The sequence below is a fragment of the Paenibacillus sp. J22R67 genome (genome assembly GCF_059692175.1).
In genome coordinates this window covers 833,971-855,424 of record NZ_JCAUAX010000002.1, presented here as the reverse complement: position 1 = coordinate 855,424, position 21,454 = coordinate 833,971, and the positions used below count along the sequence as shown (strand labels likewise).

The 21,454-nt window shown below is 46.2% G+C and carries 22 protein-coding genes and 1 pseudogene; 15 read left to right on the top strand and 8 right to left on the bottom strand.

Annotation, left to right across the window (positions count from 1 at the left end):
• The first annotated feature begins 20 nt into the window (after positions 1–20).
• From AC58VC_RS10115 to AC58VC_RS10105, 3 genes are all read left to right on the top strand, one after another.
• Entirely contained in the window at positions 21–914 is an 894-nt protein-coding gene (locus AC58VC_RS10115; protein ID WP_497368649.1) for an alpha/beta hydrolase, read from the top strand.
• An 81-nt stretch (positions 915–995) separates the two neighbouring features.
• Positions 996–1,616: a stalk domain-containing protein gene (locus AC58VC_RS10110; RefSeq protein ID WP_497368648.1), complete on the top strand. Its 621-nt coding sequence runs from the start codon at positions 996–998 to the stop codon at positions 1,614–1,616.
• 91 nt (positions 1,617–1,707) lie between these two features.
• Positions 1,708–2,019, top strand: a complete 312-nt coding sequence (locus AC58VC_RS10105) for a DUF1292 domain-containing protein (protein ID WP_127452090.1) — start codon at positions 1,708–1,710, stop codon at positions 2,017–2,019.
• Between the two features lie 134 nt (positions 2,020–2,153).
• Here the strand turns inward: AC58VC_RS10105 and AC58VC_RS10100 are convergent, their stop codons facing one another.
• Both AC58VC_RS10100 and AC58VC_RS10095 read right to left on the bottom strand, forming a co-directional pair.
• A complete protein-coding gene (locus tag AC58VC_RS10100) occupies positions 2,154–2,573 on the bottom strand; it encodes a DUF1885 family protein (protein ID WP_497368647.1) in 420 nt (139 codons plus the stop codon).
• An 85-nt stretch (positions 2,574–2,658) separates the two neighbouring features.
• A complete protein-coding gene (locus AC58VC_RS10095) occupies positions 2,659–4,128 on the bottom strand; it encodes an aminotransferase class I/II-fold pyridoxal phosphate-dependent enzyme (protein ID WP_497368646.1) in 1,470 nt (489 codons plus the stop codon).
• A gap of 170 nt (positions 4,129–4,298) precedes the next feature.
• Between AC58VC_RS10095 and AC58VC_RS10090 the strand changes: the two genes are divergently transcribed.
• Positions 4,299–5,540: an MFS transporter gene (locus AC58VC_RS10090; protein ID WP_497368645.1), complete on the top strand. Its 1,242-nt coding sequence runs from the start codon at positions 4,299–4,301 to the stop codon at positions 5,538–5,540.
• A 34-nt stretch (positions 5,541–5,574) separates the two neighbouring features.
• Positions 5,575–6,747, top strand: a complete 1,173-nt coding sequence (locus AC58VC_RS10085) for an MFS transporter (protein ID WP_497368644.1) — start codon at positions 5,575–5,577, stop codon at positions 6,745–6,747.
• A gap of 115 nt (positions 6,748–6,862) precedes the next feature.
• Here AC58VC_RS10085 and AC58VC_RS10080 read toward each other — a convergent pair.
• The 3 genes and pseudogenes from AC58VC_RS10080 to AC58VC_RS10070 all read right to left on the bottom strand — a co-directional run.
• Positions 6,863–7,205: pseudogene (locus AC58VC_RS10080) on the bottom strand (ABC transporter permease); the annotation flags it as partial.
• Positions 7,206–7,307: 102 nt separating this feature from the next.
• On the bottom strand, positions 7,308–7,997 hold the full coding sequence (locus AC58VC_RS10075; RefSeq protein ID WP_497368643.1) for a hypothetical protein: 690 nt from the start codon (positions 7,995–7,997) through the stop codon (positions 7,308–7,310).
• Between the two features lie 111 nt (positions 7,998–8,108).
• Positions 8,109–8,741 (bottom strand): YktB family protein, encoded by a 633-nt coding sequence (locus tag AC58VC_RS10070; RefSeq protein WP_497368642.1) that lies wholly within the window; start codon positions 8,739–8,741, stop codon positions 8,109–8,111.
• Between the two features lie 189 nt (positions 8,742–8,930).
• Between AC58VC_RS10070 and AC58VC_RS10065 the strand changes: the two genes are divergently transcribed.
• Complete coding sequence (locus AC58VC_RS10065) at positions 8,931–9,788, top strand: stalk domain-containing protein (RefSeq protein ID WP_497368641.1); 858 nt, start codon at positions 8,931–8,933, stop codon at positions 9,786–9,788.
• Between the two features lie 5 nt (positions 9,789–9,793).
• Here the strand turns inward: AC58VC_RS10065 and AC58VC_RS10060 are convergent, their stop codons facing one another.
• On the bottom strand, positions 9,794–10,456 hold the full coding sequence (locus tag AC58VC_RS10060) for a response regulator transcription factor (RefSeq protein ID WP_497368640.1): 663 nt from the start codon (positions 10,454–10,456) through the stop codon (positions 9,794–9,796).
• Positions 10,457–10,488: 32 nt separating this feature from the next.
• A complete protein-coding gene (locus tag AC58VC_RS10055; protein ID WP_497368639.1) occupies positions 10,489–11,619 on the bottom strand; it encodes a sensor histidine kinase in 1,131 nt (376 codons plus the stop codon).
• Between the two features lie 184 nt (positions 11,620–11,803).
• Here AC58VC_RS10055 and AC58VC_RS10050 point away from each other — a divergent pair, with 184 nt between their 5' ends.
• From AC58VC_RS10050 to AC58VC_RS10040, 3 genes are read left to right on the top strand one after another with little or no spacing between them, the layout of a single operon-like run.
• Positions 11,804–12,739 carry an ABC transporter ATP-binding protein gene (locus AC58VC_RS10050; protein ID WP_497368638.1) on the top strand — a complete coding sequence of 312 codons (936 nt, stop codon included), beginning with the start codon at positions 11,804–11,806 and terminating at the stop codon, positions 12,737–12,739.
• 12 nt (positions 12,740–12,751) lie between these two features.
• Positions 12,752–13,909 carry an ABC transporter permease gene (locus tag AC58VC_RS10045; protein WP_497368637.1) on the top strand — a complete coding sequence of 386 codons (1,158 nt, stop codon included), beginning with the start codon at positions 12,752–12,754 and terminating at the stop codon, positions 13,907–13,909.
• The gene (locus AC58VC_RS10040) at positions 13,902–15,056 is read left to right on the top strand and encodes an ABC transporter permease (protein WP_497368636.1); all 1,155 of its coding nucleotides are present in this window, start codon (positions 13,902–13,904) and stop codon (positions 15,054–15,056) included. Before AC58VC_RS10045 ends, AC58VC_RS10040 begins: the two co-directional genes overlap by 8 nt.
• 104 nt (positions 15,057–15,160) lie before the next feature.
• On the opposite strand, the gene AC58VC_RS10035 is transcribed toward AC58VC_RS10040, so the two are convergent.
• Positions 15,161–15,268 carry a YjcZ family sporulation protein gene (locus tag AC58VC_RS10035; protein ID WP_145656775.1) on the bottom strand — a complete coding sequence of 36 codons (108 nt, stop codon included), beginning with the start codon at positions 15,266–15,268 and terminating at the stop codon, positions 15,161–15,163.
• A 228-nt stretch (positions 15,269–15,496) separates the two neighbouring features.
• On the opposite strand from AC58VC_RS10035, the gene AC58VC_RS10030 reads away from it, so the two are divergent.
• From AC58VC_RS10030 to AC58VC_RS10005, 6 genes are all read left to right on the top strand, one after another.
• Entirely contained in the window at positions 15,497–15,733 is a 237-nt protein-coding gene (locus tag AC58VC_RS10030) for a DUF6953 family protein (RefSeq protein ID WP_477503298.1), read from the top strand.
• A 216-nt stretch (positions 15,734–15,949) separates the two neighbouring features.
• Positions 15,950–16,546, top strand: coding sequence for a YkzI domain-containing protein (locus tag AC58VC_RS10025; RefSeq protein ID WP_127452115.1), 597 nt, complete (start codon positions 15,950–15,952; stop codon positions 16,544–16,546).
• 217 nt (positions 16,547–16,763) lie between these two features.
• Positions 16,764–17,768 carry a LacI family DNA-binding transcriptional regulator gene (locus tag AC58VC_RS10020; RefSeq protein WP_497368635.1) on the top strand — a complete coding sequence of 335 codons (1,005 nt, stop codon included), beginning with the start codon at positions 16,764–16,766 and terminating at the stop codon, positions 17,766–17,768.
• Positions 17,769–17,786: 18 nt separating this feature from the next.
• Positions 17,787–19,058, top strand: coding sequence for a nickel pincer cofactor-dependent isomerase, group 22 (locus AC58VC_RS10015; RefSeq protein WP_497368634.1), 1,272 nt, complete (start codon positions 17,787–17,789; stop codon positions 19,056–19,058).
• Positions 19,055–20,626, top strand: a complete 1,572-nt coding sequence (gene gntK / locus AC58VC_RS10010) for a gluconokinase (RefSeq protein ID WP_497368633.1) — start codon at positions 19,055–19,057, stop codon at positions 20,624–20,626. Before AC58VC_RS10015 ends, gntK begins: the two co-directional genes overlap by 4 nt.
• A 40-nt stretch (positions 20,627–20,666) precedes the next feature.
• A complete protein-coding gene (locus AC58VC_RS10005) occupies positions 20,667–21,434 on the top strand; it encodes an SDR family oxidoreductase (protein ID WP_497368632.1) in 768 nt (255 codons plus the stop codon).
• Positions 21,435–21,454 lie beyond the last annotated feature (20 nt).

Sequence of the window (21,454 nt, the reverse complement as noted above, 5' to 3'; positions counted from 1 at the left end):
TTTAAGGTGATGATATTGGGATGATTTGGTATCTAATTGGCTCGCTGATCGTGATGATTGGCTTGATTTTGGTGGGCATTTCTACCTATGTTGGCTGGCAGTTAACACATCCGAAACGAAAGATCGTCGATGAGTTCCCAGAGCAATATGGCTTGCAAAAGCAGGATATTACCTTTCCTAGTCAGTTGCAGGATGTTGCACTGGATGGATGGTTTTTCAAATCTCCTTCCGCACCCGCTGGTGAGTTGGCAACGACGGTTATCATGTCACATGGGTATGCGGGTACACGACTCGAGAAGGGACTGCCGGCGCTTGCCTTAGCGAAGGCTATTGTTGATGAAGGCTACCATGTGCTCATGTTTGATTTTCGCAATTCGGGCAATTCCGAAGGCAGTTTGACGACTGTCGGTTATTTGGAGAAGCAGGATGTACTTGGCGCAATTAAGTGGGTGCAGGAGCATGTCCCTAGTAAAATTTGCTTGCTCGGCTTCTCGATGGGCGGAAGCACGTCGCTTTTAGCGGCTGCGGAAGAATCCACCGTTGCGGGAGTCATTACGGATAGTGCTTTTAGCCAGTTAAGCCCCTATTTGCGAGATAACTTGCCGGTGTGGTCGAAGCTGCCGAGATTTCCATTCACGCCTTTGATTTTGGGCATTTTGCCAAGGCTGATAGGGATTAATCCCCGTCATGTAGATGCACTTGCGGCTGTCGAGCACATTTATCCCAGGCCGATTCTTTTTATTCACAGCAAGGATGATGATGCAATTCCATGGTCGAATAGTGAGGGGATGTGGCGTCGGCATCCGGACGTTTTTGAGCTGTGGCTTACACAAAAAGCGGGGCATGTCGGGTCCTATCATATGCAGCCAGAGGCGTATAATCAACGTGTTCTATTATTTTTATCAAAATTATAAAATCATCGCAACTCTTTTTAACGTTAGGAGTATAAAGATGCAGACATAAAGATTACTAACGAGAGCTGGAGGTTATCTAAAATGAAAGTTGTTCAGCGGATATTTACGTTGATGCTGGTGTTTTTTGTTCTAAGCACGGCTGCAGTGGTGGCCTCATCGATATGGGGGGATTTTAAGGGTTACAACATTGCACGTCTGATCGTCAATGATACGACAACAGAGTTTGGGGAGTCGGATGTTCCGCCACTTATTGTTGAAGGGAGTACTGTTTTACCTTTACGCGCTGTTAGCGATGCCTTGCAAGCGTTGGTGAAATGGGATAATTCCAACAAGACGGCTTATTTGTACAAACCGAACGTGCACTTGTTCTTTACAACGGAAGTGCGGAAAGATTCGGCCATCGTTCCATTTGGCGTTGTTGAACGCGGTAAGCAGGCTGATTTCATTGTGTTTGCGCAGGTAGATAATTTGAAAACAAGCATTAACTCTGTCCAAGTTTCCATTATATCGCCAAGCGGCAAGAGCGTGGTTACACCTGTCGTTAAATCTATCACGGACTCCAAAGAGTCTTTCTGGTTGAAGGTACCTTTGTATGGCGTTTCTTTTGACGAAGCGGGCACTTATGTTGTTAAATTTGCGATGCAAGCAACAGGCGCTACCGAATATTCCGTCGTTTCCGAGAAGCAGATCCAATCCGAATAGGATAAGCTCACGAGAAAGTGGTTTGACCTCTGAATATGAAAATGTTAGGATGATTACGTAACTAATTATTCGACGAAATGAGGTTCTGCCTGTGAGCGATGAGAAGCACGATCATGTACACGGCCCGGACTGTGACCACGATCACGAGCATGGGGAAGATGTTTTTATCGTAACGGACGAGAACGGTGAAGAGCACGAGATGGTTATGGTTTATACCTTCCAATCTCAAGAGCAAGCTTATGCCGTATTGCTTGATCGCAATGATCCTGAAGCGGACGGCGTAATTTTCCGTGTTGAGGAAGATGGCGACGATGCTTTCTTAGTCAACATTGAGGATGAAGAAGAATGGGAACGCGTAGTGACCATTTACAATGAAATCGTAGCTCAAGAAGGCGAAGAATAAGAGCTATACATAAGAAAGGGCTGTCCATTCCGCAGGTAATCTACGGAAGGGCAGCCCTTTCACTATTTCTATAAAACGGGGCTGTCCTGGAGGTTTGGATTAACCTTCCGGGACAGCCCCGTTCGTGTAAGATTTCATTTTCGAGGATTGAAATACATGATTCTGCCGTTAAATAGATGAAGTTCAGCTTTTAGCAGTTTACCAAGGTATTTGCAGAACTCATTGCCTTTGCTCTTGTCGCCATGTGTGGCGTCGTCAGGCAATACGACCTGGACATAATGCCGATCTTCCTCTTGAATCTTCTCGCTGCCGACACCAATCACGATATATTTGTATAAAGGATTGATACCTTTCAGATAGAACCATTTTCCTTCGCCTTCCGGCTTCGTCTCAATGGTATAAGGGAATCCGGCCTCGTCATATTCCCAGCCAAGCTGCTTGGCTGTTAGACTGAGCTGCTCACGGTAATGCAAAAGCCTGTCCCTCAGTTCATCCAAGGTGAGTGCGGGTACTTGGGAGCCTGTTACGAATTTAATATAAGCGCTTTGAGCCATTCCTAGTTCACCTCATTCGCTAAACATCACCAATATCATAGCATCATGTAAACGGTTTTACAATAACTACCTGTTACTCAAAAGTCTAGAATATCGCTTGTGTCTCTACGATAACCTTGACATTTTGAACACTGCGATCCTCAGGACCTTTGACAGGAAGTCCAACCTCAACATGCTCGACGATGTAATCAATAAGCTCTTGCGTGATGACTTCACCTGGAAGCAAAATCGGAATCCCCGGTGGATATACGTAGATGAACTCAGCGATGATCCGGTCGGCGGAATCTTTGAACGGCAGAATTTCGGTCTCGCCATAGAAAGCATCTCGCGGCGTCAGCGTTAATTGAGGAATAGCAGGGACTTTAATAACAACCTCTTTGACTTCGACAACATCATCATTCATATGCGAGAGTTTGCGCAGAGCTTCTAATAGAATCTCAATGTTCTCTGGCGTATCACCCGGTGTAATGAGGCAGAGGATGTTATACATATCGCTCATTTCGACTTCGATATTGTAGTGCTCGCGCAGCCAGTTCTCGACTTCGAAGCCCGTGATGCCAAGCTTTCGCACGTGAACACATATTTTCGTCGGATCATAAGTATAAGTAGCTTCTCCACCTAGAATTTCTTCTCCGAAGCAGTAAAGGTTCTCAATTTCATTGATTTGCTTTCTAGTATACTGGGCAAGGGCAATTGTACGTTCCGCCATTTCATACCCATTCAAAGCCAAGTGCCTGCGCGCAGTGTCTAACGAGGCTAGCAAGATATAAGATGTTGAAGTCGTCGTTAGCATGGAGATAATCGTTTGGATCCGCTTAGGATTTACGCGATTTCCTTTCACGTTCAAGACGGAACTTTGGGTCATAGATCCACCTAGCTTATGAACGCTAGTTGCTGCCATATCGGCGCCTGCTTCCATAGCGGACATCGGCAGTTTGTCGTGGAAGTGAATGAGCACGCCATGCGCTTCATCAACAAGGACAGGCATGTTATAGCTGTGTACCAGATCAACGATCTCTTTAAGATCTGTACATACGCCATAGTAAGTAGGGTTGATAACCAATACGGCTTTGGCATCGGGATGCTTCTCAAGCGCTCTGCGGACAGAACGAGTTGGAATACCGTGATCGATTCCTAAGTTTTTGTCACGTGCTGGCTGGATAAATACCGGCTTAGCGCCAACGAAAATAATCGCGGCAAGAACGGATTTATGTACATTTCGTGGGACGATAATTTTATCGCCTTCGGAACATACCGTCATAATCATCGTCATGATGGCTCCGCTTGTCCCTTGTACGGAGAAAAATGTATGGTCGGCGCCATAGGCGTCCGCAGCCAGCTTCTGGGCTTCCTCAATGACACCCATCGGTTGATGGAGATCATCCAGCGGTGCTATATTGATGAGGTCGATGGACAGGGCATTGTCTCCAATAAAGGAACGAAACTCCGGGTCCATGCCGACTCCTTTTTTGTGGCCAGGAATGTGAAACTGAATTGGGTTTCTTTCAGCATGCTTGAGCAATGCAGTGAACAGGGGGGTACGGGTATGATCCACCTGATTATCGCTTCCCTTCTATCGTGGATTGCTTGTCGAAAGTTGCAACAAACAAAATGAGTATATCAAACTAGAGATTTCATGCAAGCTAATTTTTTGAAAATAGTTTGTGCAAATTGGGGAAAAACTAACAACACTTGTTAAAATACGGGCAAATAAGGAGAAATCACATGATTTTGATGCAAAAATGGCGGAAAAACCAGCTGTTTTCCCCATTTGTGATCGAATTGTTAATTATTATGTTTATCGTCGAATTTGTGAAGGGCGCACTGCTGATTACAATATTGCCTGTGTATATGAAAACAGGGCTTGGAGCATCCGCCTTTATCATTGGATGGACACTTGCGGCTCAATATATTGGTGATAATGTGCTGCGCACGCCCGTCGGCTGGATCATTGATAAGCTCGGTTACCGAACAACCATGCTCACAGGTGTGCTCTTGACCTTTCTTTCTGTCATCCTTATGGCAACGACTTCCCAATATATATGGATGATTGTCGGCTGCGCACTGCTTGGCTTTGGTACAGCCCCTCTGTGGCCCTGTGTGATCACAGGAACGACGGAAGTAGCAGGGGAGGAGGGCAAAGCAACGATCATGAGCGTTGTATATATGGCATGGTTATCGGGTGTCGGACTTGGGCCGGTAGCCATTAACTTTTTTGTAGGTGAAAATCGGTACACCGTTGCATTTCGTTTATTGATTGCATGCATGACGGTTGTAGTGCTCGTAGCGCTTATGCTGCCTCGGAAAAGTTCATTGGCGATGGAAAAGGTCATTACGCACACTAAAATAGAGAAAGCGCCACTTGCTCAGCGAGTTTCGGCTTATCTAAGTGAAGTAAAGCGATCGCTGTCTGTTAGTCCACTCATGTTTCCGGCCATGTTCGCACAGACATTTGCTCTCGGCATATTGACCCCTATTTTGACGTTGTACGCGAAAGAAGTGCTTAAGCTTTCTTCCTTTGAATACAGCATGTTTTTGGTTGCAGGAGGAGCCGTTACAGTCATTTGCTTAGTGCCTATGGGGAAATGGGTGGATCGACGAGGCATACGGCCGTTTTTGATCACGGGTTTCACGATAAGCGCTGCAGCTCTGCTGTTGTTTACATATGCCAAGTCTATGACCATACTGTATGTATTGGTTGCCCTGCTTGGAATCGGTTACGCTTTTATCATACCATCCTGGAATGCGCTGATTGCTTCTGCCATACCACCTGAGAAGAGAGGGGCTGTATGGGGCTTCTTTCTAACGATTGAAGGGCTCGGCATGATCATCGGGCCGATTGTTTCCGGCAAGCTTTGGGATGTATATGGCTACCATGCGCCTTTTTTGATGAGCGGTTCAGTCCTCGTGCTGCTACTTGTTCTTCAAATGTTCATTTCCATCCCCAAAAAAGGTATGGTACGATAAGGAAAAATGTTTGGTTTGGAGGCTCATAAGCATCATGAATAAACAGATTGGAATCATCATGCTGTTGTTGATGACCATTTTCGTAGGTTTTGGCATTATCATTCCCATCCTGCCGGAAGTAGTCAAAGGAGCTGGCTCTGAGTATCATAACGCGTTGTTGCTATCGGTTTACTCTGCAGCTTCCTTCCTGATGTCTCCGATTTGGGGCGCGGTCTCGGATCGCATTGGACGCAGACCGATCATCTTAATTGGCTTGCTGGGCTTTAGCATTAGCTTTTTGATTTTCGGGTTCGCGGATGGACATCTGTGGATCATGTACGTGTCTCGCATCTTGGGAGGCTTATTCTCAGGAGCTGCAACGGCCTGCGCTGTTGCTTACGTGGCGGACATTACAACGGCCGAGAATCGGACGAAAGGCATGGGAATGGTGGGCATGTCGATTGGTTTAGGTTTTATCTTCGGGCCGGCGCTTGGAGGAATTCTAAGCCGCTGGGGGACATACGTGCCTTTCTTCGCAGCTTCGATCCTGGCGTTTGCTTCGTTCCTTTTTGCTTTTGCGATCCTCTCGGAATCGTTGCCAGCGAATAAGCGATCTTCGGTAAAAGAGAAAGCTCCTTCCAGATGGAAAGCATTCTCTGGAGCATCCAAGTATCTGTATGTGTTATCCTTTTTCGTTTCGTTTACACTCGCTGGCCTAGAAGCGACACTTCAGTATTACCAAATGGACAAGATCGGTGCAACGCCATTTGATATCGGCATGATGTTCCTTGCCAGCGGCATCGTCGGCGCCTTGATCCAAGGCGGTGTGGTTCGCCGCTTGGTCAAACAGGGGGCCGAGCAGAAGGTGATCGGCATCGGCTTATTGCTCTCAGCAGCTGGCTTCTTCCTGCTGCTGTACTCCAGCAGCGTAGTCACCGCTGCGATTTACTTGTCCGTATTCGGCGCAGGGAACGCGCTCATACGTCCTTGTGTGACGTCGCTGATTACGCAGCGTACGAAAGTGGGACAGGGCGTCGCGACAGGGCTCAGCTCCTCCATGGACAGCCTTGGCCGCATCGCCGGCCCGCTGCTTGGCGGAGCGGTGTTCGCCATCGCGCACTCCTTGCCGTTTATTATCGGCGGCGTACTTTGCTTGGCGGCGATCCTGCTGCTGCAGCGCTTCGTGCTTGTCGATCGTCAGACACGTGTGCAACAGCAAACAGCTTAGCACAAATAAAAAGCTGTACACTGGCTTTCTCTATGGAGAAGGCGGGCGTACAGCTTTTTTGATTTTTGTGGTTCTCTTTTAGGCTTTGCGTGGCGATAAACCGTGCATGATGAAGTTATGGTGGGAGCCGGAATCTCAATGAGTGGCCTTCCCCCTGAGAGTGCCGGATTGCCTTATAAGCTTTTTCCAGCACGAAGGCTGCGAGAACGGCGACGTCCATCCAGATGCGATCCCATCCCGCGCCGCGAATCATAATATTGCGCAGCGCGTCAGCGTCGTATTTTAGGGGCATGACGACCCCGATCCATCGCAGGTACATAGGATATCGTATCCAAGCTGAAAAGGCCTGAGAAGAACCCCTGAGGGACGATAATGAGCGGTATGAATTGAATTATCTGGAATTCGTTCTTGGCGAATGCGGTAATCAGCAGGACATACCAGAAAGAGCCGACCATCATTGTGAAGTGAGTAATCACTCATTATGAAAAAAAATGCAAAAGGCAAAAAAAGACTGCTCCAACGCCATCAAAGATGACAATGGGCAGCCTTTTTTATGTGTCCTATTCCTTAGCTTTCTTGTCTTTCTTGTGATCAACCCACTTCTCAATGGAAGGGGTTAACTGATCTTTAATGGACGCGACGAGCTTGTCCTTGGAAATGCCCTTTGATTGTGCGATTTCGGTGAGCGATTTGCCGGAGCGGAGCTGGGCATGTAGTTCATCTTTGCTCAGTCCGAGCGTTTTGGCGAGTTTTTCCGTGTCGGGCTTCAGTCCGAAGCGGTGCCACTTACTTCTGCCATGACTGTCCAGCAGGTTCTTCTCGTTAAGGATGAACTTCAAATGTTCTCCGAGCTTTTGCTTCATATGCTCGCCTTGGTCGGCTGTCAGCTTGCCATCCTTCACGGCTACTTCAATTTTTCCGGTACGGAGCTGCTGGAGTTTTGCCGTTAGGTCGGCTTCGCTCACGCCTTTGTCGGCTGCTGCTTCCACGATGCTTTTACCGCTCTTGAGCGATTTCACGAGCACTTCTTTGTCAACGCCAATGACATTCGCAGATTCCTCGATAATCGGCCACTTGCGGTTATGGCGCCCGTGCCCCTTCTCATCTGCTTGCTGCAGAGAAACGATCTCTTGCCCGTTGCCGGAAGGTGCCTGCGCCGAAGCAGAAAGCGAAGGGAGCACAGTAGCTCCCAAGACGAACGAAAGGGCCACCGTGCTCACCAGCAGCTTTTTCATATAAGGCTGATTCATGTGTACGCCTCCTTTCCCAAATAATAGGAATTACAGAACATAGTCTGTGCAGGAGGGATTAATTTTAGTTTAAAATAACCTTAGTTTTACATAAAAATTCCAAGATTCGAGTTATTTCGCATCGACAGCTAGTTGATACAGAGGAATTAGCTTCTCGAATGTTGATTTAATCAACGATTCAAGCTCGTCAGGTTTGGTAAGCACTGGATCTTGGAAATGAAGGTTTCTGCCGATCAGCAGCTCAACTTTTTTGACATCGCGGAAACGGATCAAAGCGTCATTCCAAGCGCTGCGGTCTAGATCAGCCAGCGGTGTAACATCCTTTTTCATATGATCGAAGGAGAGAACGAAATCGGTAGGTATTTCTTTTTGAATGCGATCAATCTGATTCATGTACGTAGTGGCGATGTTGCTTTTATTAGGCAGCTCATAAATGAGTGCAAGCCAGATAAACACGCGATCATCAAACAGCCCGACTTGGAAATGAGGAACTTGTTTGTAGCCTCTTTTATTCGGGCAGATCGCCATCCAGGTGTCCACTGGCGGATTGATTTTGCGTCTTAAATGCTTGGCAATATGTAAGAACATTTCGGTTCCAGCAAAGAGCGAGAGATCCTGCGCCAATGAATCGCCTAACGCTTTAAATTTAGGTTGAATGCGCTCGCGAATGGCTTCCATTCGTCCATCCAAACCCTCTATGGCAAATGTATCGAAATCATGCTGTGTAAATCCAGTAAAGCTCATAGTTAGGTGCCTCTTTTCACTTACGTTTTTCAATTATTTTAAATTAAATGAGTGAGCTCTGCAATGTTTTACGAGTTTCGTAGAAGGAAAGTAGGAAGAATGTCCCATTTTGTCTAAAAAAGCAGGAATAAATAGGAGTTTGCCGAAATATGAGGAATAATCTATTGGAAAAGATAGGAGAATTCTGCTATGAAAATGAAGAAATGGTCCACGATCGCTCTTTTGGGCGCTTTAATGGGAACATGCTTTACGGCAGGCGTCTATGCGCAAGATGTGCTGCAACGCGTTGATGCTTATTTAAGAGATGATTTCAAGGTAGTTGTGAATGGGCAGCAGGTTAAGCTTACGAATCCGCCGTTGATTTATAACAATAGCAGCTACTTGCCAGTGAAAGAGTTAGGGAACTATTTGGGGGCAGTCGTAAATTGGCAGGAAAGCTCCAAATCGATTTATATTAACCCGCGTATCAATTCCGGACAACCCACTGAGGGGAATAATACGAATTACACGGAAATAGTGTTCCAGTATCCTTATGTGCAGTACTTTGATTATCGAGGTGCCACCTATCCAGTTCTCACGAACATGACGGAGCTGACCTACTACCGATTAGCGGATGTGGAACGAATGGGTGTGCCAACAGCTGGTTTGCGTAAAGCGAAGGAGAAATATTCGGAAGACATTTATGTCGGTGAGGATGAATTGAAGAAGGTTTGGGGGAGCGAGCCCCCGCAATTATCATATGTTTACAACGAAGGTGTTACCATTACAGGGGAGAAAGACCCTATCAAAATAAAAGCACTCAGAGACTATGTGGAGAGCTTCCGATACTATGAAATCGATAAGATACCATTTATGTCGAGTCCCATTGTTATTGATGCGCTGCCTGAACTCAATACATACAGTTATTTGCTTTCCGAAAACGGTCATTACTACCGCACGACACTCAAGCTGACTCAGAGTAATAATAACAACAGCAATAATCAGCCTGAATATGTGGTGGGGAGCTCCTCCAAAGAGGATATCGAGGTCGTTAAAGTAAAAAAATAGCTATACTAGCTGTTTACTCCGGATTGTTTTTTTAAATAGAAGATGGCAATTTGCGTGCGATCGCGGAGATTCAGCTTGCTAAGAATTTCAGTTATATAATTTTTGACCGTACCTTCGCTCAGGAAAAGCTCCTGGGCGATTTCTTTGTTCGATAAGCCCTCTGATATTTTCTCAACCACCGCTTGTTCGCTGGCCGTTAACCCATACTCTCGCAGCGTAGTAGGAGCGGATGCGCTTGGTGCGGGAGTGGGACTAATGAAGGTTGCCAATTTCTTAGCAATGTCAGGATGAATAAGCAAATTGCCTTGCTCAACCATTTTTATACCTTGTATGATACGGTCGGGGGAAATGTTCTTCAGTAAATAGCCGCTAGCTCCGTTACGTAGCGCCTGTACGATAAATTCATCATCGTCAAATGTCGTTAGAATTAGAATGGAAATCGCGGGATTTGTTTGTTTGATCTTGCGTGTTCCCTCGACACCATCGCAGATGGGCATTCTAATATCCATCAGGACTACATCGACTTGAACACCACTTTGGATAATAGCCAATGCTTCATCGCCATGGGTGCACGTACCTACAACAGTAATGTCTTTGTCAAGTCCGATAATTAATTGTAAGCTTTCTCGAATAAATGGATCATCGTCAGTAATAAGAACATGTATCATGGTTGTTTCAACCCTTTCTTTCTTCGTTTGCATTAGAGCGTTTGGCGAAAAGTGGGCAGGACTGTTGTCACGGTAAAAGGGGAAGCAATTGTCACATGAAGCTGGCCGCCTATAAGCTTGCTGCGTTCTTCCATGCCTGTCATTCCGAGTCCTTTCGCGGTATGAGCCGTAGGGACCTGCCCATTATTCGAAATGCTCATTGTAATTTGCTTGGTTTCATAAATTAATTGAATCTGTACAGATGTTGCATGGCCGTGACGAATCGCATTCGTGATGGCTTCTTGGGCGTTCCGGTATAGGATGAAGGCTAGACTAGGGTACAAGACATAGGGCATTCCCTGAATATCAACCTCGATCGATATGCCATTCTCCTTGGTTAGTCCCTCAATAAGCCGATTCAAGGTGAACGACTGCATGGAATCGTCATCCGGTTTCAGTTTACGCACCGTCGATCGAAGCAGTTCCATGCTTTCGGTTAGCTGATCCCTAACGGAGGTTAACATCTCCATGCCTTTATTCATTTGCGTTGGCAATATCCGCAGGCCGGCTTCCATCATCATCTTGAGACGAATCAATTGATGCCCCAAATCATCGTGAATATCTCGCGAAATCCGGTTGCGTTCATCGAGCTGAGCGATATTCTCAACCTTTTTGGCATAGTCCAATAACTGCATGCGAGCTTCATCCAGTTCATAATGCTGCCGTCGCAGCTGATCATAGAGCAGTTCGATGTCCACTTTGTTTTGTTCCACTTGGTTCATATGACGAAGTAGCAGCGCCAGGGTAAAGAAGAGGAGATTGGCTAACACGTAATAACTGCTCGATTCGCCCTGTAAGCTCAAATTTAATGCGATCAATTGAACACCTAAGAAAGAAAATCGGATATGACGATGGAAGGTAGGAAGATAAGTCAGCAATGTGGAGTAAAAGATGATGAATAATAAGCCGTCAAACGTATAACAAAGCCATCCGCCGAACCCAACTTCTACCAGAAGCATCCCTACCGATTTCTTGAAAATCGTTCTCCGCAGCTCTGCGACCCAAATGAATAGAAGAATAAAGAACACATAGGTGCCATTAGACGCGTAACTTTCGAGAAACATGGAGGCAACCGCTGGAATGAGAATGAGTGTGTAGCGGGTAATAAGCAGTAAAGGTAACAAGCGATTCCCTTCCTTTGCAAGCGTATAGCCAAATTATAGCATAATTGGCAAGCAAGTTTACATGTTTAACGAAGTGTTTATGACTTTTGTCACCTTGTCAGATGACTTAATCTACCTGTAGATGCATTTTGAATGAGGTACAATAAGTATAATTCAAGCAGTCGAGAAAAGGGAGAGGATCCTAGTGAGCTTTATTCAAATTAAAAATGTTGTTAAAAAATACAGCAATCAAATATCCGTTGATCATTTGAATTTATCCATTCAGGAAGGTGAAATATTCGGGTTGCTGGGTCCAAACGGGGCAGGTAAAAGCACCACAATCAAAATGCTAAGCGGCTTGCTTAGAATGGATGGGGGAGAAATGATAGTAGACGGGTTGTCCGTTGCAAAGGATACGCTGGAGGTTAAACGCCTCATAGGTCTTGTTCCGCAGGAGCTTGCCATATTCGAGAGCTTAAGCGCTAGGGAAAATGTGACGTTCTTTGCCAGACTCTATGGCTTGAGAGGCGCTCTTTTGCAGAGCCGTGTCAAGGAAGCGCTGGAATTCGTCGGGCTATCAGATCGAGCTAGCGATAAGCCGAGTGCTTTTTCAGGTGGAATGAAAAGGAGATTGAATATTGCTTGCGCTATTATGCATCACCCTAAACTCATTATTATGGATGAGCCGACCGTGGGAATCGATCCCCAATCCCGGAATCACATCTTAGAGTCGGTCAAAACCTTGAACCGTATGGGTTCGACGATCATTTACACATCACATTACATGGAAGAAGTATCTGCGATTTCGACGCGTGTCGGCATCATGGATCACGGACATTTGATCGCTTGCGGCACGCAAGAGGAGCTCCGCAGCAAAGTCGCGCAGGATAACAAGATTATGCTTCAAGTAGCAAATTTAACCGATGATGCGGTTAAGGAGCTTCGTGATCATCCCAAAATTAAGCAGGTGAACACCCAGGAGCACGCGCTTGAACTGCTTGTTGGATCGTCGCAAGCCTATTTGCAAGACATCCTGTTCATTTTATCCAAGCACAATGTCAAAATTCAATCACTCGCGCAGGTAGAACCGGATCTAGAGGCATTATTTCTGTCGTTGACCGGTAGAACTTTACGGGATTAGGGGGAGAGCGCGATGCAGTTATGGATTATTGCAAAATATGAAGTTTTGCGAATGCTTCGCATGCGATATGTTATGGCTATCCAGTTTGCGATGCCGCTCTTGCTCATTTTCATATTGGGCTCAGCACTTTCTGGTGCTTTCAAAGTGGAAGATCGGACCATCAATCCTGTGAAAGTGGACGTTGTACAGGGAGATTCGGGTGAGCTGAAATCCAGCATAGAAGGCTTTCTGCACTCGCCTGATATTGGGAGTTTGCTTCAAGCCTCAACTATTCAGACACGTGACGAAGCCGTCAACCGGATTAAATCAGGTGATTCCGAATTTGCGCTTGTTATTCCTAGTGATTTCAGTGCTCGTGTGATGGCGGGAAAGGAAGCAGAATGGGAAATGATTCTCGGGAACAACTACGAGCAGAATTTGACAGCTCAAATGGTACTTCGTTCCTTCCTGGATAACGTGAACCACAGACAGGCAGTCGCGATGACAATTGGCCCTGAAGCAGCAGCCTCGATGCAGAACCAAGGTTCATCTGATCATGTCAAGCAAGGCAATCTAGCAATGGGCAATTCCCAGTATACCGCTATGCAGTATTACGCAGCCTCGATGCTGGTCATGTTTTTGTTATATTCCGGCCTGTCCACGGCGATGACGCTGCAAGGCGAAAAGGATAAACATACACTATCCCGACTTAATGCCATGCCGGTTCGTGAGTATAAGATTTTACTCGGAAAGGTACTTGGCAATGCCTTTATTGCGATTTGCCAGGCGGCGGTTATCGTCGGAACAACCGTTATTGTTTATCATGTCGATTGGGGAAATTCGTATGGGATACTGGCACTAATCTGCTTTTTCGTCATCATAGCGTCCATGAGTCTCGCTGTTTTAATAGCTCTGATTGTGAAATCGTCCAAAGGGATCTCAACCATTTTCCAAATGATGGTGATGGTTATGTCTTTTCTAAGCGGAGGCTTTACACCTCTACCTGATGGATTTCTGCGTCAACTTGGCAATTTCACCCTGAATCACTGGGCTATGCAAAGTATGTATCGCATTATGCTGGGCAGTGACCCCTCCGTCTTAGGCCAACATTTATTGGTCTTGGGATGCATCAGCGCTGGCACACTGTTCATTTCTTTCATCGTTTACCGAAAGGTGGGATACCATGAATAGCTTGTTAATCGCCTATAATATGCTTCGTCGCACGCTTTTACAAAAGAGAGGTTTGCTGATGTATCTTCTTATCCCGGCAGGGGTGGTTTCTTTGATTATTGGGGTAATGGGGCAGCAGCAAGTACATCGGGTTGATATCGCTTATATTAATATGGATCGCGGACCGCTCGGCGCTCACTTGGTGCAGGAGTTGACTGAGCTGCCTGATTACAGGCTGAAGGAACAGGCTTCCGATGCCTCCTTGAAGGAGAATGTTACGAAACAAAAAGTCGCTGGTGCGTTCGTCATTCCGGAAGGATTCAGTGAGACGTTATTGACAGGTTCCGCTCCGCAAGTAGATATGTATCAATTGAGTGTAAGTGAAGCGACCATTACGTTGAAAATAACGCTGGATAGTATACTTACTGGCTATCAAGCAACTGTTGATGTGCAGCGAAAGCAAGGCCTTCAGGGCAAATCGCTTCAGGATGCCGTGGAAAAGACATTGACCCAACTAGAGAAGCATCAAGTTAAAGCGCGTATTACAGATCTGAACTTGTATGTGAATCCGAATACACATCTCGTCATTGGCTTTATGCTGATGTTCATGATGGGAGTCATCAATAATACGATATCCGTCATTATGGAGGACCGGAGAATGCGGACCATGGCAAGAACCTTCACGGCTCCAGTTCGCTCCATTGAAATTATGCTAGGCAATTTTATGGGCAGCTTTTTTGTAGGAACCTTGCAAGTGCTTGTTATCTTAATCATTACTCGTTATGTGGCTCTATATGATTATGGACTCCCGTTCTTCTCGCAATTTGTCATGTTGGAGTTTTTCTTATTAGCGAGTATGGGTATTGCCAGCGCAGTTGCAGGTTTGGTGAAGAATGCGTCCAATATGGGCATGATCAACGCTTTGATCGTTACGCCTTCCTGCATGCTAGGCGGCTGTTTCTGGCCCATTTCTCTGATGCCGGAGTGGATGCAGAAAATTGCCAATTTCGTTCCCCAGAAATGGGTCATAGAAGCAATCCAGCTTATGGCTTCTGGGCAGTCTTTGTCCCATATGTGGATGCACATGGGTGTGCTCACCTTGTTTGCGCTGATTCTGCTTGGCGTCGGGACAGTGATTTTGAGACCCGAGGATGCTGATGTGGGTTAGACGGTTCTCATCATGGAGGGTCCCCGAAACGTTCACTTAAGCATGGATATGAATAAAGGGCTGCTGGCAGTGTTGCCAGGCAGCCCTTTCGTATTTGAAGTGGATTAGATAACGAATGCACTAGAAATAATAACTAACAAAATAAAGAGAACCAAAATTGCGGCAGCAGAATTATAACCACCAACACCAGCTACACCAGCTCCATAACCCATCCAAAATCACCCTTTCGTTTATTAGTTCTGTTCGTTTGTCTTACAGAGATAGCATATGGTGTTCCCCCTAGGAAGGAATGGGCTAATAAACCAGAATGAGGATGATTGTGCTCCTGTACCTATTTGATCGATAAATGTAAAGAAAATATGTTACAATGGAACGATTGATTCATCTTATTGGACAAGGTTCAATTATTCATAACGAGTGAAATGAAGGAGAGAACGGGAATGGCCGTTACGGCGAACGAGGTTGCAGAATGGATGCTGGAACAGTTGAAATCCGCAGGGATTTTGCATCAGAAAGAAGCAGTTGACTATATTATTCGTCATTATGGAGAATCCTTTATTTATGTCAACGAAAATGGGAATCAAGCGATATCCAAAGAGGTCAAAAAAATATTTAAGAAACTTCATGGTGGTAAAGCAGCCTGGGAGCGCGACGGATTTTTCTGGGGATGGCATTAAACTGGGCACCTCTGCATAGCAGAATCCGTCTTCCATTTTTTGCTAGGCTGACGCCGCGGTCATACAGGCATCAGCTTTTTTTGTACGTTTTTCCTTAAAAAAATGTCAATAATCCAAGTTGCTAAAACATAGAATTCATAATAAGATAAGGATAAGAAGATAAGTTGTCTGAATATTTAAATAAAACCAAACGCACCAATTATGGAGGGGATTGCCGTGAGTAAGAGTCATGAAGTGGAGTACTGCAACCTAGAGTTACGATTTGATCGCCGGCTAATCCGGAACTTCATTAAAGCGCTCATTCAGGAAGGTTATTCTCTGTATTGGAACGAAAGTGAGCTGCAGTTCATCATTTCCATTCGTACAGGACGTAAGCTGATTAAGCTGAAGTTTGAGCGAATTGGTGAAAAGTATAAAATTGTGGGTAATTATTCGTTCAAAGACGAGAAGCTCGCGGAAATGATGGAAAAATTGATTGGTGACACACGCGGTCATGCGGTAGTAAAAAGATTCAAAGATCGGCAAATTCTCATTGAGAATATTATGTTCGGGGAAATTATTCGCATGGTTGAGATTAGCGGCATCGAACATAAAGTGCTGTATCAGAAGGAGCCAGCCGTGACAGTAGAAGAAGTCATGCAAGCGCTGCGATCCAAGCGTACCGATGAACGAATTCCTATTTTGCGCATGGAGCTCGATTATGAACTAGCCACCTTACATGATGCTATAGCATCTGGGGATGCCAAAGCGATTATGGAGAGTAAAACCAAGTTGCTCGAAATGCGTCAAGAAATGCTCTTATTGGAGATGTGAGAATGAATAGTGGATTTGAATAAGAAGAGAGCCTGTATTCATACATACGGACTCTCTTTTGTGTTTCTTCGTATTTCTGAAAAAGAATAAGTGTATTTACTTGGAATTTTTGCTTAAACTAACGATAGTCGGCTCCCTGGAAAGGGAGTTTTTTAGTTGAAAAAGACTATTGTTAACGTGTGCACGATTGTGATATGCTTCTGATAGAGGTGAAGGAATGAGCGTAACGATTAAGGATATTGCCAAGCTTGCGGGTGTGTCCCATACGACTGTTTCCAGGGCGCTTAATAATAGTCCGCTTATTCAAGAGGAAACGAAAGAACGTATTCGCCTCATAGCCGAGCAACTAGATTATACGCCCAATTACAGTGCAAAGAGCTTAGTGCTCGATCGATCGTATAATTTGGGACTGTTCTTTACCACACTGAGTCAAGGAACTTCAGCAGGCTTCTTCTATGAAGCCATTCGCGGCGTCAACTCGGTCATTCAGGACCGGTATCAACTGATTGTCAAGGGGATTGATGATTATTCGAGCTTTCAATCCATTACCCGCAAAAGCTTTGACGGGATCATCATTGTTTCTCAAAGCGATGACGACCAGGCCATTATTGAACATATCGTAAGTAAAGGCATTCCGCTAGTCGTTCTCAATCGGCCAGTCTCTACAGCTGGTGTGCTGAATATCCTGTCTGACGAAGAGCAGGGTGCTTTCCTGGCATGTTCCTATTTAATTGAACAAGGCCACACGCGCATTGCGTTGATTGAGGGTCGCAAAGGCTTTAAATCCGCCCAAAATCGGAAAGATGGCTTCGAAAGAGCCATGAAGCATTATGGAATTAGCATTCCGTCTATTTATAGAGTGCCAGGCCTATATGATCTCGAAAGCGGTCATAAAGCTATGCAGCAATTTCTTGCCTTGGAAGAGCGTCCTACCGCCGTTTTTAGCTGTAATGACGAGATGGCGCTAGGTGCAATGAAAGCGATATCGGAAGCCGGTATGCAGGTGCCAGCGGACATTTCGGTTGTGGGGTTCGATGATACGGTGTTTGCAGCTTATGTCACGCCTGCTCTAACAACTGTCCGTCGGCCAATTGAACAAATTAGTAAAGAAGGCGCTGTACGGCTCCTAGGTAATATTGAAAATAAGCAGCACGAGACGGAGCAGGTGCTTTTGAAGACAGAGCTCGTCGTGCGGGAGTCCGTAAAGAAGCTGTCAACATAAAGAAAGAGGGAATAATCGATGAGCATATTAAGAGAGCTGTTAAATGATATTCCGATCCCGCAAGTGGTTAAAATTCGTCAGAAGTTCGACCGCACGATTCTGGAAAATCCAGAGCAAGAGCTTGCAGATAAACTTGCAAGCAGCGGGGCCATGGAAACCATACTTCCAGGTCAGCAGGTTGCTGTAGCCGTAGGGAGCAGAGGGATCGCGAACATCGCGGGATTTACCAAAACGACCATTGATGCCATTAAGGCAAAAGGCGCGTTTCCATTCATTGTGCCTTGCATGGGCAGCCATGGCGGTGCAACTGCTGAAGGACAAACAGAAGTACTGCTTCATTTTGGCATTACGGAAGCGTCGATGGGCGCTCCAATTCGTTCCTCTATGGAAGTCGTGAAAATTGATGAGCTTCCCAACGGGTTGCCGGTTTACGTAGATCGTATCGCTTCGGAAGCGGATGCGATCGTCGTAATTAACCGCGTGAAGCCACATACGGCTTTCCGTGGACGCATTGAGAGCGGCATCATGAAGATGATCGCGATCGGGTTAGGGAAGCAAAAAGGCGCGGAAGCCTGCCATCAGCTTGGCTTTAAGTATATGGCGGAGAATGTGCCGGCCATGGCTAATCTGATGATTCAGAAGCTGCCAATCGTGTTTGGTGTAGCTCTCGTTGAGAATGCTTATGACGAAACTTGCCGTGTAGAAGTGCTTCTTGCCGCTGAAATTGAAGAGCGCGAAGAGCAGCTGTTGATTGAGGCGAAGGCGCGGCTTCCGAAGATTCTGTTCGATGAGATTGATGTGCTGGTCATTGATTATATCGGTAAAAATATTAGCGGCGATGGCATGGATCCCAACGTAACAGGCCGTTACCCGACGCCTTATGCGCATGGTGGCCCGGATGTTGCGAAAATGGTTGTTTTGGATTTGACACCAGAAACAAAAGGCAATGCAAACGGGGTAGGAACGGCTGATTTTACGACTCAACGCTTAGTGGATCAAACTAACCTGGAGTTTACGTATGCTAACGGACTAACTTCCACTGTATGTGCGCCAACGAAGATCGCAACAACGCTGGAGAATGATTTCTATGCCATTAAAGCGGCTGTAAAAACTTGCAACATTCTAGATTACACGAAATGTAAGCTGGTTCGAATTCAAGATACGCTTCATCTTGGCGAAATCGAAATCTCCGTGAACTTGCTCGACGCAGCGCGTGTGCATCCGGATATTGAGATTTTAACAGAGCCTTATGAGCTTTCATTTAACGCAGAGGGGAATATTAGCAAATGACAGACCAATTAAGTACCCTCAAGCCATACATCATCGCGGCTGATATTGGTACGACAAGCACCAAAACGCTCGTCATTTCACGCGAGGGGAAAGTTCTTGGGTCTCACTCCATTGAATATCCTCTTTTTACACCGGCTGCTGATCGCGCCGAGCAAGACCCGGACCAAATTTTTGATGCTGTCGTGCAAGGGATCGGCGAAGTTGTTCGGAAGGTAGGCGTCAATCCTGAGCAAGTGCTTTGCGTCTCCTTCAGTTCAGCTATGCATAGTCTCATTGCTGTTGATAACAACACAACGCCTCTAACTGCTTGTATTACTTGGGCAGACAATCGCAGCGCAATGTATGCGGCTGAATTAAAGCGCAGCGGTCTGGGGCAGCAGATTTATTCGCGTACAGGCACGCCAATCCATCCGATGTCTCCGCTGCTTAAGCTCATGTGGTTCCGTGATAATGAACCAGGGCTAATGAAAGAGACATACAAGTTCATTGGTATCAAAGAATATGTCTTCGCGAAGCTCTTTGACCGTTATGTCATTGATCATTCACTTGCCAGTGCGACAGGCTTATTCAATCTCGAGAACCTGGATTGGGATGCAGAAGCCCTGGGTCAAGCCGGCGTTACTCCGGAACAGCTTTCAGAGCTAGTCCCAACAACATACCGCGTAGAGGGCCTTACCGCTGAATACGCTTCTGTGATGGGGTTGGCCCAGGACACACCGTTTATTGTCGGAGCTTCCGACGGTGTCTTGGCCAATCTAGGCGTTGGCGCTTTTGAGCCCGGCGTTGTTGCTGTGACTATCGGAACCAGCGGCGCGGTGCGCAGCGTAGTGACGAAGCCGCAAACAGACCCGGAAGGCAAGCTGTTCTGCTATGCGCTAACAGAAAAGTTCTGGGTCGTTGGCGGACCGATCAATAATGGCGGCATTGTTTTCCGCTGGGTAAGAGACCAGATCGCTACTGCGGAGTCTGAAGAGGCACGCCGTCAAGGGATCGATCCTTATGATTACCTGACGGAACTGGCTTCCCAAGTGAAAGCGGGCTCCGACGGTTTGTTGTTTCTGCCGCTGCTTTCCGGGGAACGCGCTCCGTACTGGAATGCTAATGCACGCGGTGTTTACTTCGGGCTTTCACTTAGCCATGAGAAGAAGCATATGATTCGCGCTGCTCTGGAAGGCGTCATGTTTTCCATTCAAGCTGTCGCAACGTCGCTTGAGCGGATTATGGGGCCGGCGGAGGTGATTCGAGCTTCAGGTGGTTTCGCCAGATCCGAATTTTGGCGCCAGATGATGACGGACATGCTGGGTACTTCCGTTACGGTGCCGGATTCCATCGAAAGCTCTGGAATCGGGGCTGCACTGCTAGGTTTACTTGCAATGGGCGAAATTGATGATTTGGCTCATGCACACAATTGGATTCAGGTGGGAACGGCTCACGAGGTGAATGAAAGTAATTATCGCGTATATCAACAATTGACATCTATTTATACAAGCGTATATCATCAGTTAAAAGATCAATTCGACGCGATAACCGCCTTTCAAGGTCAGCACCTTCGGAGCCCTCAATCATAAATTGCTTAAGCAAACAAAATGCTAGAGGGGATGAAGACAAATGAATTTATTCGATCTTACAGGGAAAACAGCAGTAATTATCGGGGGTAACAGTACACTTGGAGGTTCAATGGCGATTGCTTTGGCCGGTCATGGCGCGAAAGTAGCCATTGTCGGACGCAATCAAGAGAAGAGCGATCAAGTTCGTAAGGAGATCGAAGCGATTGGCGGCGAAGCTCAAACTTTCCAAGCGGATGCAACGAAACGTGAAGATTTGGAGCTTGTGCTTAAGGAAGTTATCGCTTGGTCTGGCCGTGCGGACATTTTAATGAACTGCCCAGGGAAAAATAGTGCTACGCCTTTCTTTGACATTTCCATGGAAGAATGGGATTCTATTATGGAGGTAAATTTGAAAAGCGTCGTGCTAGCTTGCCAGGTGTTTGGGAAATATATGATTGATCGTGGCGAAGGCGGAAGTATTATCAATATTTCGTCTGTGTCTTCTGATCCACCTCTATCACGTGTGTTCACTTACTCCGCTTCTAAAGCAGCTGTTAATAACATCACGCAGAATATGGCGCGTGAATTCGCTCCGAGCCGTGTGCGTGTTAATGCGATCATTCCTGGTTTCTTCCCAGCTGAGCAGAATCGTAAGATTTTGTCGCCTGAGCGTATCGAGTCCATTATGCGTCATACGCCAATGAATCGATTCGGTGAGGCATCTGAGCTACAGGGTGCTGCTGTGTTCCTTGCTTCTGAACAAGCTTCCAGCTTTGTTACAGGCTCTGTTTTAAGAGTAGATGGCGGTTTTGGCGCGATGACGATTTAAATATTTATATATCGGAAGGG